Below are 15,091 nucleotides of genomic sequence, written 5' to 3'. Positions count from 1 at the left end.
CCTTACTCGGCGAGCATCGGCGCCGCATTGTCGGCGTAACCGCGAAGCTCTTTTTCGGGCATCAGCGTCAGCGTGATCAACCCCAGCAGCAATGTAGCGGCGGCGACGGCAAAGATCATCACGAACGGCTCGACCGTCGCGCTATGGCCCACGATCCGCACGCCTTCACCGGCAAGCGGCAAGCCGTAACCCAGAGCGACCGCGCCGAGCATCGCGACCCCAAGCGCACTGCCAAGCGAACGCAGGAATGTCAGCACGCCCGTCGCGACGCCGAGATGCACGCGATCGACGGCGTTCTGGACCGACACGGTGGTGACCGGAAACGTCGTTCCGGTTCCAAACCCGATGCAGATCGTCAAGACCTCTACCTCCAGCAGCGTTGCATATCCTGCGACGACGGCCAGCAGGCAGAGGCACAGCATGCTGAAGACGACGCCCACCATTGCAATGCGCTTGTAGTGGGTGAAATGCGGTATCATGCGCCCGCTGAATGCCGCGCCGCCGACGGTCCCCAGCAGAAGCCCAAGCATCGCGATGCCCGACTCTGCTGCCGACAGGCCGAGCACCGCCTGAAGATAGACGGGCAGGTACACAGCCATGCCGACGCTCGCGGCCTGAAGCAGGAACATCGAAAGCGTGCCTGCCAGAACGATTGGATTGCCAAGCACTTCAAGCGAGATGAGCGGCTCGGCGGCTCGCATAAGCCGCAAGGCAAAAGCGCCCCAGAAAATCGCCGAACCGCAGAGAACGCCGATGACTTCAAGCGAAATCCAGGGATAGGCGCTGCCGCCCCAGTTCAATGCGAGCAGCAGCAGCGCCGTGGCAACGATCAGAAGCAATGCGCCCAGGCCGTCGATACGATGGCGCTTTGCGGCAACGGGCAGTTTCTTGAGCGGCTTGTTGATGATCGCCATCGCAAGAAGACCAAGCGGAATGTTGATCCAGAAGATCAGCGACCAGTGCAGGTGCTCGGCGAAAGTGCCGCCGAGCAATGGACCGGCAATGCTGGCGACAGCCCATGTGCCGGAGAACCAGGCGGCATAGCGTGCCCGCTCGCGCGGCGGAACGAGATCGCCGACGACGGTCTGCGTCAAAGCGAACAAGCCGCCGCCGCCGGCGCCCTGGATCGCCCGCCCGACAACCAGCACAAACATGTTGGGAGCCATCGCACTGACCAGCGATCCCGCCAAAAAGATCAGGATCGCGGCATAGACGGTCGGCCGGCGTCCGTAGACATCGGAAATCTTGCCGTAGAGCGGGGCCACGGCGGTAGCGGTCAGGAGATAACCGGTGACGATCCATGGCAGATAGTGTGCGTTTCCGAGCGCATGCCCGATGGTCGGCATGGCCGGCGCGACAATGGTCTGATCGAGTGCCGCCAACAGCATCGACAACAGCACGCCGCCGATGATGGCGTTCTTTTCGCTCTCTGTTATCGGCGTGTCGGTTTCCGCCATCGTTTTGTTATCGACAGCCTGGTCCATGATCGTTCATCCATAAGCTTGCGATTTGACCGGCCCTGTTCAGCCGTTCCGGTTTCTTGACCGTTTGGATCGCATTGGTGTTTTAAGCTCGCGTCTGGCGAGCCTGACATATGTCGTCCCATATAGGCCGGTTTCGACAGGGGCTCGAAAGTTTTTCGAATCTGGCAATACCTTCGGCGAATTTGGCTTTCAGTTCGGGTGCGTTCAGGCCGGCGGCAGTCGGCCATTCCCGATGCGCTCCATGCGGTAGCGCAGCAGCCGCAAGATGCGGCTTTCGAAATTGACGCTTTCGACGCGGTCGAACTGAAGCTGGGCGCGGTCGTGCCTGGCCAGGACAGCCGCGGTGATCGCGGCCGCCTTGGCCTTGGCGGCGTCGCAGTTCTTTTGCGGGTAGGTGGCCTTCAAGGCCTCTTCGAGTTCGCCGCCATGGTTCTTGGCGATTTCGACATGGCGCTCCTCATGGCGCTTGATGTCGGCGGACAGCGTATCCCAGAACAGCCTGACATCGGCATCTGCTTTGCGCGGGCGGCGCCACTCGGGAAGGATCACCTTCACCTTAACGGTCACCACCGCGTCGGCGATCCGGCAGGAACTCGGCGTCTGCGCATAGCTGATACGGGTGGTGAAGGCCATTTGCGTGGCGCCCGGGTGCCGCGTGCCGGTGCTTTTCACCTCCGGCCCGCGTTTGGAGAGTTGTGCCTCGATGTCGTCGAGCGTGCTGCCGCCGATGGCGAAATAGCTGTACGTCTTGACGAGATTGGCGGAAGCCGCCGGAAGCGGGGCCATGGCGAGCAGCAGCGCGCAAGCCAAGGATTGTTTCACGCCCAAGGACGGTTTTTTCATGCCAAGCATGGATCGTTTCATCATGTTGCCTCTTCGACCACCTTGCTTTACGGCCGTTGCCGGCGCAATGAAATTGATCCGCCAGGGATCACACATGATTGATGAACTCCATGGTCGATGAGCAATGACGGCCAGGCGATGGCAGTTGGCGCATGGACGCCATCTCGACCTTGGCGGCAAGGCCGTGGTCGTCGGCATCCTCAATGTCACGCCCGATAGCTTTTCCGATGGCGGCCAGTTCGACGCCCCTGAAAAGGCGCTGGCCCAGGCGCGCCGCATGATCGGGGAAGGCGCACTGGTTGTCGATGTCGGCGGAGAATCGACGCGCCCAGGTGCTGCCGCGGTATCGGCCAGCCAGGAACAGGACCGCATCCTGCCTGTGATCGAAGCGCTGGCGGGCGTGAGCGAGGTGCTGATTTCGGTCGACACCTATCGCGCCGACACGGCGCGGCTGGCGGTTGCCGCCGGCGCGCATATCGTCAACGATGTATGGGGTTTGCAGCGCGAGCCCGATATTGCGCGTGTCGCCGCCGACACCGGCGCCGGGCTTGTCATCATGCATACCGGGCGGGATCGCCAGAAGCTGCCGGATGCGGTTGCCGATCAACTGACGTTCCTGCGAAAGTCGCTGGAAATCGCCCGCCTGAACGGCATCGCCGACGATCATATCGTGCTCGATCCCGGTTTCGGATTCGCCAAGGAGACGGCGGAGGAAAATCTAGACCTGATGGCACGCTTTTCGGAATTGCATGCACTCGGCTTGCCGCTGATGGCCGGTACGTCGCGAAAACGCTTCATCGGCACGGTCACCGGCCGTGATGCCGCCGACAGAGGGGTCGGAACAGCGGCGACCAGCGTTATATTGAGGCTCCAGGGCGCCGATCTGTTTCGCGTCCACGATGTCGCATTCAACGTGGACGCTTTGGCGCTTGCGGATGCTATGCTGGCGCGTCAGATGGACCGGGCGAGAAACTGAGCGATGTATGTCATCCGCATGAAGAACTGCGCTTTCTTTGCCCGGCACGGCGTGCTGGACGAGGAGGAAAGGCTCGGCCAGCGCTTCTATGTCGATGCCGTTCTCACCGTCGATCCAGGCCGGGCGCTTGCCGAGGATTCGATCGAGGATACGGTCCACTACGGCATTGCATTCACCGTCATTGAAAAGATCATCACCGGGCAGCGCCGTTTTCTGATCGAGTCGCTGGCGCTCGAAGTGGCCCGTGCGCTGACGGCGCGTTTTCCGCAGATAAAGAAAGCCGAGATCACGGTGCGCAAGCCGAACGCACCGGTGCCCGGCGTGCTCGATTATGTCGAGGTGACCGTTGTCTGGCCCGAATAGTACCGTTTATCTCAGCCTTGGCGGCAATCTTGGAGACCCGGCGAAATCCATGGGCGCGGCGCTGCGCATCCTGGATGCCGACGCGGATACGCGCGTCACCGGCGTCTCCTCGCTTTATCGCACGCCGCCCTGGGGCAAGCTCGATCAGCCGGATTTTCTTAATGCGGCCGCCGAGATTTCCACCGTGCTTGCACCGCGTGCCTTGCTCGACCTCTGCCTCGATGCGGAGCGCAAGCTGAAGCGGGTCCGGGAGGAGCGCTGGGGGCCGCGGCTGATCGATATCGACATTCTGGTGTTCGGCGACCGCGTCATCCACGAGACCGGGCTGGAGGTGCCGCATCCGCGCATGCTGGAGCGCGCCTTCGTGCTGGCGCCGCTGGCCGAGATCGCACCCGGCCTGGTTGTCAGCGGTCGCAGCATCACCGACCGGCTGGTCGCCGTCGATACCTCAGGCATCGAGCGATTGTCGTCCGGCCGGGATTGGTGGCTGGCCTGAGGTCCGGACGAGGCAGTAGCCGGATCTTCAGCCAGAGAAGCCGCCACCATCCAGGAACGCCTGCTCCTGCACCGTGGTTTCGCGGCCAAGCATCCTGTTTCGATGCGGAAAACGGCCGAAATGCTGAATGATATCGCGGTGTTCGACAGCGTATTTCAGGTAGGGCTCGGCCCTGGCCTGCGTCAGCTCGACCGAAATGTCCTGGTCGGCCAGCAGTTCCGAATGCTCGTACGGCAGGTAGAGGAAAACGCGGAGTTCTTCCTCGAGTGCCAGGTCATGGCCGGCCGCGACCGCCCTCTCTGCGAAATATCTGGCGAGCGGATCGGTCGCGTACATATGGCCGGTGCCGCGAAAACAGTTCCGCGGAAACTGATCGAGCAGGATCATCAGCGCCAGCGCGCCTTCGGCATGTTCCAGCCAGTCGTCGCATTCACGCCGAGCGGCGGCATAGTGCAGGCCGAGAAAGCGGTCGCGGAACTCGGCATCGAATGCTTCGTTCTTCTCGAACCAGGCATCCTCGCCGGCATCGCGCCAGAATTTGGTGACCGATAGGGCCCGGCTGTCCAATTCCATGCATAGTTCCTTGCTCAATCGGCGGGTTCGGACTTGTGCAGCACACCCGCGGTCTCTTCATTGAGTGCCTGACCAGGCCGGCGCGGCGTGGAGAGCGGTGTCGGAATCGGCGTGCCGATATTGCCTCTCAGGAAGCGCTGTCCGGCGCGAATGCCTTCGGCAAGCTGGGTTTCGAAGCGATCGGTGTCGCGGCGCCTGACGTCTTCGATCGTTTCAGCCACGTCTTCGGGGTCGACGCCCAGCGATTCCAGTGCCGAGCCACCGAAAACAAGTGCGGATTCGAAGGTTTCGCGCAGTTGGTAGTCGACGCCGGCACGAATGAGCTGCAGCGCCGTTCCACGGTCGAATGCGCGGGCCAGCACTGTGAGCAGTGGGAATTCGGCCTTGATCAACTGGGCGATGCGAACAGCCACATCGGCCTTGTCGACGCAGATCAGCACGGCGCGCGCCCGGCCGGCACCGGCGGCATGCAGGATGTCCAGTCGCGTGCCGTCGCCATAGTAGACCTTGAAGCCGAAATCGGCCGCCGCCTGGATCATTTCGACATCATTGTCGATGATCGAGACGTCGATGCCGCGCAGCAGCAGCGGCTGGCTCGCGATCTGGCCGAAGCGGCCGAAGCCAATGACCAGCACGCTGCCGGTCAGGCCATCGGCGACATCGACGCCGTCGAGCGACTGCTCGTCGCGCGGCGTCAGATAGCGCAAGGCGATGATCGCCAGCGGCGTCAGCACCATGGAGATGATAACGATCGCCGTCAGCGTCGCGTTGGCCTGGCCGTCTATGATGCCGACCGCCGCGGCCGCCGAGTAAAGGACAAAGGCGAATTCGCCGCCTTGTGCCATGAAGACCGCGCGCTCCAGCGCTTCGCGGTGGCCTGACTTCAGGATACGGGCGACGATGTAGATGCCGAACGCCTTCATCACCATGTAGGCGACGACATAGACGGCGATCAGCCGCCAGTTCGCCGCGACCACATGCAGGTCGAGCGACATGCCGACGGCAAGAAAGAACAGACCGAGCAGGATGCCGCGGAAGGGTTCGATGTCGGCTTCGAGTTGGTGGCGGAAGGTCGATTCGGACAAAAGCACGCCGGCCAGGAAGGCACCCATCGCCATCGACAGGCCGCTGAGCTGCATGGCGAGGGCTGACCCAAGGACGACCAGAAGTGCCGCGGCCGTCATCACCTCGCGGGCACGGGCATCCGCCAGGATGCGGAAGAACGGGTTGAGCAGATAGCGGCCGGCCACCACCAGGCCGACGATAGCGGCGAGGCCGATGCCGACCTCGGTCAGCCGCTCCGACAGGCTGGTGTCGGCTCCACCGGGTGCCAGGAACGCGATCAAGGCCAGCAGCGGCACGATGGCAAGATCCTCGAGCAGCAGGACCGATACGATGCGCTGGCCTTTCGGTGCGGCGATTTCACCGCGTTCCTCGAGAAGTTGCATGACGATCGCTGTCGAAGTCAGCACGAAGCCGGCGCCGGCGACGAAGGATTGTGCGATCGGAAACCCTCCAGCCATGCCGACACCGGTCAGCAGCAGCGCGCAGACGCCGACCTGCAGGGCGCCGAGGCCGAATATCTCACGGCGCAGGCCCCACAGCCGCGATGGCTGCATTTCCAGCCCGATGATGAACAGGAACATCACAACGCCGAGTTCGGCGACATGAAGAATGGCTTCCGATTCGGAAAAGACGCCGAGGCCGAACGGGCCGATCACCACGCCGGCGGCCAGATAGCCGAGAATCGAGCCGAGGCCCATGCGCTTGAAAATGGGAACGGCGACGACACCGGCAGCAAGCAGCGCCACCACCTGAACCAGATCACTGCCCGATGCTTCCGCCGCCATGCCTCTTGTCCCTGTGTCTCACAGCACTCCTTGCATGCAGTTGGAGCGGGAGGCAAGGCGAGAAATCTGCCGGGAAAGGTAGGGTGCCGTTGCAGCGGTTCCCCTGGTGGAACAACGGTCCCCGCTTGCCTGTCGGACGTTCGGCATCTATATCTCGTATATGCCTGACTATTCGTCCCGGCCGTCTTCGACGCCACATATCCCGATGGATGCGCTCAGCGAAGTTTTACAAGACTTTCGCTTGAGTGGTGTCAACTATGGTCGCTGCGAGCTCCGGCACCCATGGAGCATAGACTTTCCGCAACAACAGCTGCTTCGGTTTCACTTTGTCGGCCAGGGCCCGTGCTGGATTCATACTGAATCGCAAGGCTGGCAGGAGTTGCGCGATGGCGATCTGGTGCTGCTGCCGCAAGGCATCGCCCATCGGCTGGCCAGCGCGCCGGACGTTGCAGGGGACTCGCTCGAAGGTTGCCAGGTGATCAAGTTGGGGGGCAACGTCTGCGAAGTGGTACGGCAAGGAACGGGAGCGACGAGCACCCTTTTCTGCGGCTCCATGGCCTTGGACTCCTATGCGCTCAACCCATTGATCACGTTGATGCCGCCTGTCATCAAGGGTTGCGACGTGGCCGGCAATGACCCGGTCGTCGGTCCTTTGCTGGCGGCCATGACGGTGGAGGCCTCGCAACCGCAGATGGGCAGCGCCACGATTCTGTCGCGTATGGCCGACTTGCTAACGGCCCGGCTCATACGCTGCTGGGTCAATTGCAACGGAGCCTCGACCACCGGTTGGCTCGCAGCCATCCGCGACCCCCATATAGGCCGCGCTTTGGCGGCCATGCACCGCGACCCCGGCCACAACTGGACGCTGGGAAGCCTGGCCGGCGTGGCAGGCCAATCGCGTTCGATTTTCGCCGAGCGTTTCAGTGCGGTATTGGGAGAGGGTGCCGCACACTATCTCGCCCGCCTGCGTATGCAGCTTGCCCGCGAATTGCTGGGCCAAAACGGCTTGTCGGTTGCCGAAGTCGCTACCCGTTTGGGCTATGATTCCGAGGCATCCTTCGCGCGAGCGTTCAAGCGCATCACCAATGTCTCGCCGGGCGTTGTGCGTCGCACAATTCCCGGACGAATGGATATGAATTTCGGATTCTAAGATACATATCATCCGAGCGGACTCGCCTATTTAAGACCTCCAAACTTTGGAGATCTTTCCGTGACTGACACAACATTACAGCTTGAAGACGCGGCGATTGGCCTTGATGCCGATGCACCAGCCGCGTGGAGCGCAGCCACTTGGTTCGCGGTCATTTCATTGGCGGCCACCAGCTTTGCCCTGGTGTCTGCCGAATTCCTGCCCGCAGGTCTGCTGACGCCAATGGCACGCGATCTCGGCATCAGCGAGGGGACGGCCGGCCAGGTCGTCACCGCCACCGCTTCCGTCGGCGCCGTGACGGCCATGTTGAGCAATGTTCTCATCGGCCGCTTGAACCGCAAGGCGGTGCTGGTTGGTCTCAGCGCCCTTGCGGTCGGTTCCAATATCCTGGCGGCGCTGGCGACCGATTTCTGGCTGTTGCTGTTGGGCCGGGCCGGACTGGGCATCGCTCTCAGCGCTTTCTGGGCACTTTCGGTCGCCGTCGTGGCGAGGCTGGTTGGCGCCAATGCGACAGGTCGGGGCATGGCGATCGTCACCCTCGGCGTCTCGCTTGCCACCATTGCCGCACCGTCGATGGGCGCGCTGATCAGTGACTGGATAGGGTGGCGCAGTGCCATGGCCATGACGGCGGGGCTGGCCGCGCTTGCCATGCTGCTGCAGTTTCTCAGCCTGCCGACCTTGCCTGCAACGGCAAGCAACAGCCTTGCAGATGTATTTCGGCTGACCCGGCGGCGCGGCATCCAACTCGGCATGTTGGCTATTGTTTTGCTGATGACGGGGCATTTTGCCGGCTCGGTCTATGTGCGTCCCTTCCTCGAACAGGTGACACTCCTTACAACCGGACCGATTGCCCTGGCTCTGCTCGGGTTTGGCATCGCTGCCGTGATCGGTAATGTTGCCGGCGGCCGCATGGCCGACATCAACATCCACATGGCCCTCGCAGTCACCGCAGCGTTGATGGCGGTTGCGGCACTTACTTTGGTGCTTTGGGGCTCGCATATCGGCGTTGCCTTCGGCTTCGTTACGCTGTGGGGTTTCGCCTTTGGCATGGCGCCGGTGGTGCTGCCGACCAATATGTCGCGCGCGGCGCCTGATGCGCTGGAGGCAGCGGGCAGCCTGATGGTCACCTCTTTCCAAATTGCCATCACCATCGGCGCGGTTGTCGGCGGCTATGTCGTGGACACCTATGGCGCGACTGGGCCTTTGACTCTGACTGCTATCCTTGCCGCATCGACCGCCGTCTTGGCGCTGCTGCAGCCGCGCAGCTGAACTTTGCTGCCGCTGATAAAATAGCCTGAATCCAGGCCGCCGCCGATGTTGCAGGCGCGATACACAAGTTGAGGCCGGGAACACGTTGCATCTTGCCGCAATCGAAGGCTAAGGACGCTCGGCTTCGGCCATTGGAGGGTGATCGACGATCAAGTCGCGCCCTTTTTGAGGAGATGACTGACATGAAGAAGTTTTTGTTTGTTGCCGTCGGCCTGGCGGTGCTTGCCGGTTCGGCTTGCTCGAAGGCGCCTGAGTGCACGGCGGAGATCGCGACCAAGAAGGCGCAGGACATGGCTGCAGCACTTCAGGAAGCGATTACCAAGGACCCGTCCAAAGCGGCTGATCTGACGGCCAAGGTCCAGGCGGTGACAACCAAGTATCAGGGCGCTACGACATTGGCCGACTCCTGCAAGGCCTATGACGAACTGACGGCCACGATCAAAGGCTAACGCCCTGATTCGATTGGATCAAACGAGGCGGCGACCGTTGGGTCGCCGCCTTTTCTTTTGAATTGTTCAGTTCGGCGCGATGGAGCCGACTTCGACCGCGTCGACGCGCTTCAGGCTCATGCCGATCACCGGCACCAGCTGGTCGTCGACGCGCACGGCAATAGTCACCGTCATCGAATTGTCGTCAGGGATGCGAGCCTGCATGACGCCGCGCAGCTGGTTGCGGTTGATGGTAAAGACCACTTTGCGGGCATCGACGACGTTGCCGCCGATGATGTCGAGGCCGGAACCGGTCGCGCCACCCATGAAGCTGCCCTTGTAGCCCTCACGGCCCTTGCGCTCGATCTTGGCCGACATCGGCTGGGTGAACATGCCGACCCGACAGCCGCCGTCGAGCGACATGCCGACCTTGCCGTCGGGCGTCGAGCCGGTGAAGCTGCAGTTGAACTTCGTGCCTTTGTACTTGCCGGCGACGATTTCGCCGGGACCGATCCACTTGCCTTCGGCGGACTGGAAGAACTGCTTGTCAGGCTCGGCCGCAGAGGCCACTCCGGCAATGCCGACGACTGCCGTAATCACCGTTGCCAGGGGCAGGACACTGGATAGAATTACGCTTTTCATCGACGACACCCGGCAACAAAGATGCTGTTTGGAACCCGTCTGACCATGAACAAGATTGGTTAATGCTTCGTCACCGCGGGGCCGCCGCAAAGCAGTCCGGTAACAATTCCGAAGGTCCAGACACTCCAGCCCGGCTCACTTGCCGGATGGGGTCGTTTCACCATCTTTCCTGGTTGCGAACGATGTCAGCGCCGAGAGGAAATCACCAAGTCCGGGACGCTTGGCGGCGCTGAAGGGCAGGGGTCGCGCCGTCTCCATCGCGGCAATGCCGATGCGTGCCGTCATCATGCCGTTGACGACGCCCTCGCCAAGCTTGGCCGAAAGGCGCGCGGCCAGGCCGTGGCCGACGATCTGCTGGACGAAACTGTCGCCGATCGCGATCGAGCCGGTAACCGCCAGATGCGCCAGCACGCTGCGCGCCAGGCGGAAGAAACCCAGCGTTCCCGGCCGTCCGCCATAGAGTTCTGACAGGCGGCGAATAAGCCGCCCGGCCTCGAACACGACATAGGCGACATCGACCAGTGCGCGTGGACTGACCGCCGTCACCAGCGAAACGCGTTTGGCGGCTTCGAGAATCATCACCTTCGCCCTGGCATCGAGTGGTCCGAGAATTTCAGCCTCGGCCAAGCGCACGAGATTGCCGCCGTCGATGATTTCGCCGCGCAGTTCGGCCAGCGCGCGCCGGCCGGCCGCGGTTTCGGGTTTGGCCGCGACAAAGGCCGACAATTCGTCGACGACCGATCGTGCAGCCTTGGGATCGTCGCGGGCGATCGCGTCGAGCGCACGCTTCTGCAGTTTTTCGACCTCGGCAAGGCGGGCGATCGCCAGGAACTCGCGAATCAGGATCACCATAAGCGCCAGCACGGCGATGGCAGCCATGCCCGCGGCCAGCCAGCCCAGCCATTCGGCGCGCGCGAAGAGGTCGCGTATGAGCTGGTCGGTCCACAGGCCGACAGCTAGCGAAACCAGCACGCCAAAGGCGCCGAAGAAGATGCTGCCGAGCAGTGAGCGTTTTCTGGGGGCGATCGCCGGCGGCGGCTCCGCGGCAATGATGTCAGGCTCGTCGAAGACATCGACTTCCGCCGGGATGACCATCGCGACATCGGCCTTCATCGCGCGGGGTTTGCGCTGGGCATCGGCCTGGGCACGGCGCGCCTGCGGCGCCTCTTGCCTTGGTTCGGCTTCCGGCTCGATGCGGAACGCTGCCGGCTTGCGGGGCGCAGTCATGCCAGATGATCTCCGATCAGGAACTGCAAGGCACGGTCGAGCCTGATATGCGGCAGCGACAGGGTGATACCTTCGGCCGTGCGTTCTAGCTTTGGGGGACGGAAACGGACGAAGCGGATTGCAGGGTCCGCGGCATCCTGCTTGTGATCGGCTCCCGAAAGATCAAAAACCGCATCAATTTTCTCCGGTAAATCACCGGGAAATATGGCTGTTTCAGTCTTTCCATCGAAGGTTGCGCCATTGATCTTCTCGCCGGCGATCGGCGTGCCGATAATGACTGGCAACGTCTCTCGGCCTTGCTTGACGGTGCCTTCGCGCGTCGCGCGCACCGCCGCTATGGCGACCACATCGACGTCGGCGCCGGTGAAATTCGCCCGTGCCACGGCGCGGTCGGCAAGCCGCCGCACGATCGCCTGCAGCCGGTCATGGCTTTCGTGATGCAGATGGTCGGCCTTGGTCGCGGCAACCAGGATGCGGTCAATGCGCCGCGAGAACAGATCGGTGAGGAAGCTGCCCCGGCCAGGGCGAAAACAGCTGAGGATCTCGGTCACCGCGCGTTCCAGGTCGGCCATGGCGCCGGGGCCGGCGTTCAGCGCCTGCATGGCGTCGATCAGCACGATCTGGCGATCGAGGCGCGTGATGTGTTCGCGGAAGAAGGGTTTGACGACATGCGTCTTGTAGGCCTCATAGCGCCTGTCCATCATGGCGTGCAGCGACCCTGCGCGCGGACGCCTGTCGCCGATCCCGGCCAGGGGCGCGAAGGTCAGTGCCGGCGAGCCTTCGAGATCGCCCGGCATCAGGAAACGACCGGGCGGCAAGGTCGAAAGCGCACGCTCGTCGAGCTTGCAGGCCTTCAGATAGGCGGCGAAGCTTTCGGCCAGGCGGCGCGCCGTCATCTCGTCGGCGTCGGCGTTCGGATCGATCCCGGACGACAACGCCCGCCAGCTCTGCGAAAGGTCCTCGCGCACCGGCAGAACGGCCATTTCGAAGGCTTCCTGCGAAAAATCGGCAAAGGATTTGCCGAGCAGCGGCAGATCGAGCAGCCATTCGCCGGGATAGTCGACGATATCGACCGACAATCTGCCGGAGGAAAACATGCGGCTCCAGCCGGAAGCCGATTCATATTCGATGGTCAGCCGCAGTTCCGAAATGGCGCGCGTCGAATCGGGCCAGGCACGATCGTTGACCAGGGCGGCGATGTGGTCCTCGTACTGGAAACGCGGCACCGCGTCGTCGGGCTGCTGCTCGAGGAAGGCGCGGGCGATGCGCCCAGATTTCTGCGCCTCGAACAGCGGCAGGCGGCCGCCATGGATCAAATTGTGGACAAGGGCCGATATGAACACCGTTTTGCCGGCGCGGGACAATCCCGTCACGCCGAGGCGCAGCGATGGGGAAAAAAGCCCGGTGGCGCGGCCCGATAGCGTGTCGAGGGCAATCCTCGCCTCGTCGGTGAAGGTGGTCAGCGATGATGCCAAAATTTGCTCTCTCGGACTTCGGTCCGTCCGATATAGGCTCTGTAACCAGGCTTTGAAATGGCTTCAGAGATCGGCCGGCGTCAGGAACGCTTCGAGATAACCGGTGCCTTGGGCGGCGCTGGCAAGATCGCCGTCGAAGCGGACGACCGCCAGGCCCGCGGTCGGGAACCCATGGTTCAGCGTGACCCGCGCGGTCTCGTCGCCGTCGCCCGAAACTGCCATGGTGAGGTCTTCCATCATCGGGTTGTGGCCAATGACCAGCAATGAGCCTGATCCGCCATTGTCGCGGATAAGGTGGAGGTACCCGGCCGCGTCCGCGCTGTAGAGCGCGTCGAAGAACAGAACCCGGCCGGTGTCGGTCTGGCCGGCCAGGCCTTCCAGCGTCTCCTTGGCGCGCTTGGCATTGGAGCAGAGCGTCCGGTCCGGAACATAGAGGCGGGAGCGCATGGCGGCCCCCACCATTTCGGCATCGGCGCGGCCGGACGCATCGAGCGGGCGATCGAAATCCCGCATGCCGGGCAGTGCCCAGCCAGCCTTGGCATGTCGCAACAGATAAAGCCTGCTCACCCAACCTCCGAATGCCGAAGCCTCCCGGGATTAGCCACGAGAACGGCGTTGCGCACAATGGCCCGTGCTCTTCAAACACGGCGAATCACCCAATGCTGCTTGCTGCAAAAGGCGCTTGCGTATCGGCCCCGGGATCACGGCCGATCTCGGAAAGCATGAGCCACCGGATCCAAAGTGTCTCGGCGGAGTTTGTACCAAAGCGACCGTACGCGGCTGCAAAGTGCGTGGCGGGGTACTTTAACAATTGCGTGAAACAGCGGCCGATTGCGCTTGTGCAGGCGTCGGACGACGAATATATAGGCGCCAAAATTGGGGCAGTTTGGGTGAGTCGAATGAACGACATCGTTACCGCCGATTACGTACCCTCCGAAGACGAGCCGTTCATGAACGAGCGGCAGAAATCCTACTTCCGCTCAAAGCTCGTCACCTGGAAGAATGACATATTGCGCGAAGCGCGCGAAACACTGGAAATCCTGCAGCAAGAAAACGCCAACCACCCCGATCTGGCCGATCGCGCCTCTTCGGAAACCGACCGCGCCATCGAACTCAGGGCCCGCGACCGTCAGCGCAAGCTCATCGCAAAGATCGATTCCGCCCTGCAGCGCATCGACGAAGGCACTTACGGCTATTGCGAAGAGACCGGCGAGCCGATCGCGCTGAAGCGGCTCGATGCGCGTCCGATCGCGACATTGTCGATCGAAGCGCAGGAGCGGCATGAGCGCCGCGAAAAAGTCTATCGCGACGACTGAAGGTCAAGGCCGGCGGCTCACGGCCGGCTGTCCTCGAACGAACTCGATTCTGAAATGGCCGGTTTTCCGGCCATTTTTATTGGTGCGGATCTACCGCTCAGGGCGGGCGAAGGCAGCAAACCCTTGGTATTTGGCGCTTCGGACGAGGTGGTTCGGCAGTGGACCAGTGGACCGGCGACGATGTTTCGCGGTGATAGCGACCCGGCGGTCGCTCATCTCTTCTGACTGGAGAGTTCGCCGAGAAGCTTGGTCATCTCGTCGTCGAGCGACGGCGGCGCCGCCGGCTTGCCCACGGGGCCGCCCGAACGGGGCTGGTCCAGCGACACTTCGAGTTCCCTCATCAGCGTGTCGTCGATGCTGTCCTGCACCGGCTGCGGTGGTGGCGGCGCGTGCCGGGCGGTGTTGGCGTTGGCGGAGCCGTAGGCGGGCAACGGCGTGACATTGGTCGGCTGGTAGCTTTGCGTTGCCGGCTTCGGTGCGGGTGCCGGCGGCGCTGTTGGACGCGGGCGGGCGGGCGGCGTCGTGTTCACCGGCTGTGGAGCGGGTGCCTGTCTTGGCGGCGGCGGAGCGGGTTGCGGCGGACGCGGTCTTGCCGGGGCCGCGGCGGCCGGAACCGGCTGCAAGCCGCCATCTCCGGTCAATGCCGGCCGGCGTAGCGCCGAAAGCCGGATATCGCGCTCGACGACGACGTCGGTCGGGCCGCCGATCAGAAGCAGATGTTCGATGTCGTCGCGGCGTATCAGCACCAACCTGCGGTGACTGTCGACGGCGGTGGCATCCATGACGGCCAGTCGCGTCTTGCGGTTCCGGCCACCGGCGACGAAGGTTCCGAATGTCAGGTTGCGCACCAGCTTGATGATGACGAGAACGATAACCAGCAGGACAAGCGCTGCAAACGTCCACAACAATGCTGCGGCATAACCGGGACCTGCCACGCTATCGAGCCATTGCATTGGGTTCCCCTGATCGCCCTTGGAAGTGACGAGACACTAGACCGTT

17 protein-coding genes are annotated in these 15,091 nt (G+C 62.8%); 8 read left to right on the top strand and 9 right to left on the bottom strand.

What is annotated here, in order from left to right:
- Positions 1 to 2: 2 nt before the first annotated feature.
- Together NKJ04_RS04215 and NKJ04_RS04210 are read right to left on the bottom strand one after the other, a co-directional pair.
- Positions 3 to 1,484: an MDR family MFS transporter gene (locus tag NKJ04_RS04215; protein ID WP_352673648.1), complete on the bottom strand. Its 1,482-nt coding sequence runs from the start codon at positions 1,482 to 1,484 to the stop codon at positions 3 to 5.
- Positions 1,485 to 1,688: 204 nt separating this feature from the next.
- Positions 1,689 to 2,348: a DUF922 domain-containing Zn-dependent protease gene (locus NKJ04_RS04210; protein WP_352673876.1), complete on the bottom strand. Its 660-nt coding sequence runs from the start codon at positions 2,346 to 2,348 to the stop codon at positions 1,689 to 1,691.
- Between the two features lie 103 nt (positions 2,349 to 2,451).
- Between NKJ04_RS04210 and folP the strand changes: the two genes are divergently transcribed.
- Genes folP through folK form a run of 3 tightly spaced genes read left to right on the top strand, consistent with a single transcriptional unit; the run spans position 2,452 to position 4,162 of the window.
- Positions 2,452 to 3,303: a dihydropteroate synthase gene (folP, locus tag NKJ04_RS04205; protein WP_352673647.1), complete on the top strand. Its 852-nt coding sequence runs from the start codon at positions 2,452 to 2,454 to the stop codon at positions 3,301 to 3,303.
- A gap of 3 nt (positions 3,304 to 3,306) precedes the next feature.
- Positions 3,307 to 3,666, top strand: a complete 360-nt coding sequence (folB, locus tag NKJ04_RS04200) for a dihydroneopterin aldolase (protein WP_023813034.1) — start codon at positions 3,307 to 3,309, stop codon at positions 3,664 to 3,666.
- Positions 3,650 to 4,162 (top strand): 2-amino-4-hydroxy-6-hydroxymethyldihydropteridine diphosphokinase, encoded by a 513-nt coding sequence (folK, locus tag NKJ04_RS04195; RefSeq protein WP_352673646.1) that lies wholly within the window; start codon positions 3,650 to 3,652, stop codon positions 4,160 to 4,162. The genes folB and folK overlap by 17 nt, the downstream gene beginning before the upstream one ends.
- A gap of 27 nt (positions 4,163 to 4,189) precedes the next feature.
- Here folK and NKJ04_RS04190 read toward each other — a convergent pair whose 3' ends face one another.
- Together NKJ04_RS04190 and NKJ04_RS04185 are read right to left on the bottom strand one after the other, a co-directional pair.
- The gene (locus tag NKJ04_RS04190) at positions 4,190 to 4,735 is read right to left on the bottom strand and encodes a DUF924 family protein (RefSeq protein ID WP_127295930.1); all 546 of its coding nucleotides are present in this window, start codon (positions 4,733 to 4,735) and stop codon (positions 4,190 to 4,192) included.
- Between the two features lie 14 nt (positions 4,736 to 4,749).
- Complete coding sequence (locus NKJ04_RS04185; RefSeq protein WP_352673645.1) at positions 4,750 to 6,585, bottom strand: monovalent cation:proton antiporter-2 (CPA2) family protein; 1,836 nt, start codon at positions 6,583 to 6,585, stop codon at positions 4,750 to 4,752.
- A gap of 160 nt (positions 6,586 to 6,745) precedes the next feature.
- Between NKJ04_RS04185 and NKJ04_RS04180 the strand changes: the two genes are divergently transcribed.
- From NKJ04_RS04180 to NKJ04_RS04170, 3 genes are all read left to right on the top strand, one after another.
- Entirely contained in the window at positions 6,746 to 7,735 is a 990-nt protein-coding gene (locus NKJ04_RS04180; RefSeq protein WP_023813030.1) for an AraC family transcriptional regulator, read from the top strand.
- Between the two features lie 60 nt (positions 7,736 to 7,795).
- Positions 7,796 to 9,004: an MFS transporter gene (locus tag NKJ04_RS04175; protein ID WP_352673644.1), complete on the top strand. Its 1,209-nt coding sequence runs from the start codon at positions 7,796 to 7,798 to the stop codon at positions 9,002 to 9,004.
- A 182-nt stretch (positions 9,005 to 9,186) separates the two neighbouring features.
- Positions 9,187 to 9,453 (top strand): hypothetical protein, encoded by a 267-nt coding sequence (locus NKJ04_RS04170; protein WP_127295927.1) that lies wholly within the window; start codon positions 9,187 to 9,189, stop codon positions 9,451 to 9,453.
- A gap of 66 nt (positions 9,454 to 9,519) precedes the next feature.
- Here NKJ04_RS04170 and NKJ04_RS04165 read toward each other — a convergent pair whose 3' ends face one another.
- The 4 genes from NKJ04_RS04165 to NKJ04_RS04150 form a co-directional block, all read right to left on the bottom strand.
- Positions 9,520 to 10,074, bottom strand: a complete 555-nt coding sequence (locus NKJ04_RS04165; protein WP_023813027.1) for a hypothetical protein — start codon at positions 10,072 to 10,074, stop codon at positions 9,520 to 9,522.
- A 135-nt stretch (positions 10,075 to 10,209) separates the two neighbouring features.
- Positions 10,210 to 11,301, bottom strand: a complete 1,092-nt coding sequence (locus NKJ04_RS04160) for a YcjF family protein (protein WP_023813026.1) — start codon at positions 11,299 to 11,301, stop codon at positions 10,210 to 10,212.
- The gene (locus NKJ04_RS04155) at positions 11,298 to 12,776 is read right to left on the bottom strand and encodes a YcjX family GTP-binding protein (protein ID WP_352673642.1); all 1,479 of its coding nucleotides are present in this window, start codon (positions 12,774 to 12,776) and stop codon (positions 11,298 to 11,300) included. The genes NKJ04_RS04160 and NKJ04_RS04155 overlap by 4 nt, the downstream gene beginning before the upstream one ends.
- 63 nt (positions 12,777 to 12,839) lie before the next feature.
- Positions 12,840 to 13,343, bottom strand: coding sequence for a SixA phosphatase family protein (locus NKJ04_RS04150; RefSeq protein WP_127295923.1), 504 nt, complete (start codon positions 13,341 to 13,343; stop codon positions 12,840 to 12,842).
- A 332-nt stretch (positions 13,344 to 13,675) separates the two neighbouring features.
- Between NKJ04_RS04150 and dksA the strand changes: the two genes are divergently transcribed.
- Positions 13,676 to 14,092 (top strand): RNA polymerase-binding protein DksA, encoded by a 417-nt coding sequence (gene dksA / locus NKJ04_RS04145; RefSeq protein ID WP_013531862.1) that lies wholly within the window; start codon positions 13,676 to 13,678, stop codon positions 14,090 to 14,092.
- A 54-nt stretch (positions 14,093 to 14,146) separates the two neighbouring features.
- A complete protein-coding gene (locus NKJ04_RS04140; RefSeq protein WP_352673641.1) occupies positions 14,147 to 14,317 on the top strand; it encodes a hypothetical protein in 171 nt (56 codons plus the stop codon).
- Here NKJ04_RS04140 and NKJ04_RS04135 read toward each other — a convergent pair.
- Positions 14,305 to 15,045 (bottom strand): hypothetical protein, encoded by a 741-nt coding sequence (locus NKJ04_RS04135; RefSeq protein WP_352673640.1) that lies wholly within the window; start codon positions 15,043 to 15,045, stop codon positions 14,305 to 14,307. The genes NKJ04_RS04140 and NKJ04_RS04135 overlap by 13 nt on opposite strands.
- Positions 15,046 to 15,091 lie beyond the last annotated feature (46 nt).

Origin of the sequence: Mesorhizobium sp. M0618 (assembly GCF_040320765.1) — a bacterium.
Taxonomy (GTDB): domain Bacteria; phylum Pseudomonadota; class Alphaproteobacteria; order Rhizobiales; family Rhizobiaceae; genus Mesorhizobium.
The sequence above is the reverse complement of the archived record's forward strand: the minus strand, read 5'-3'. Positions and strand labels throughout refer to the sequence as shown.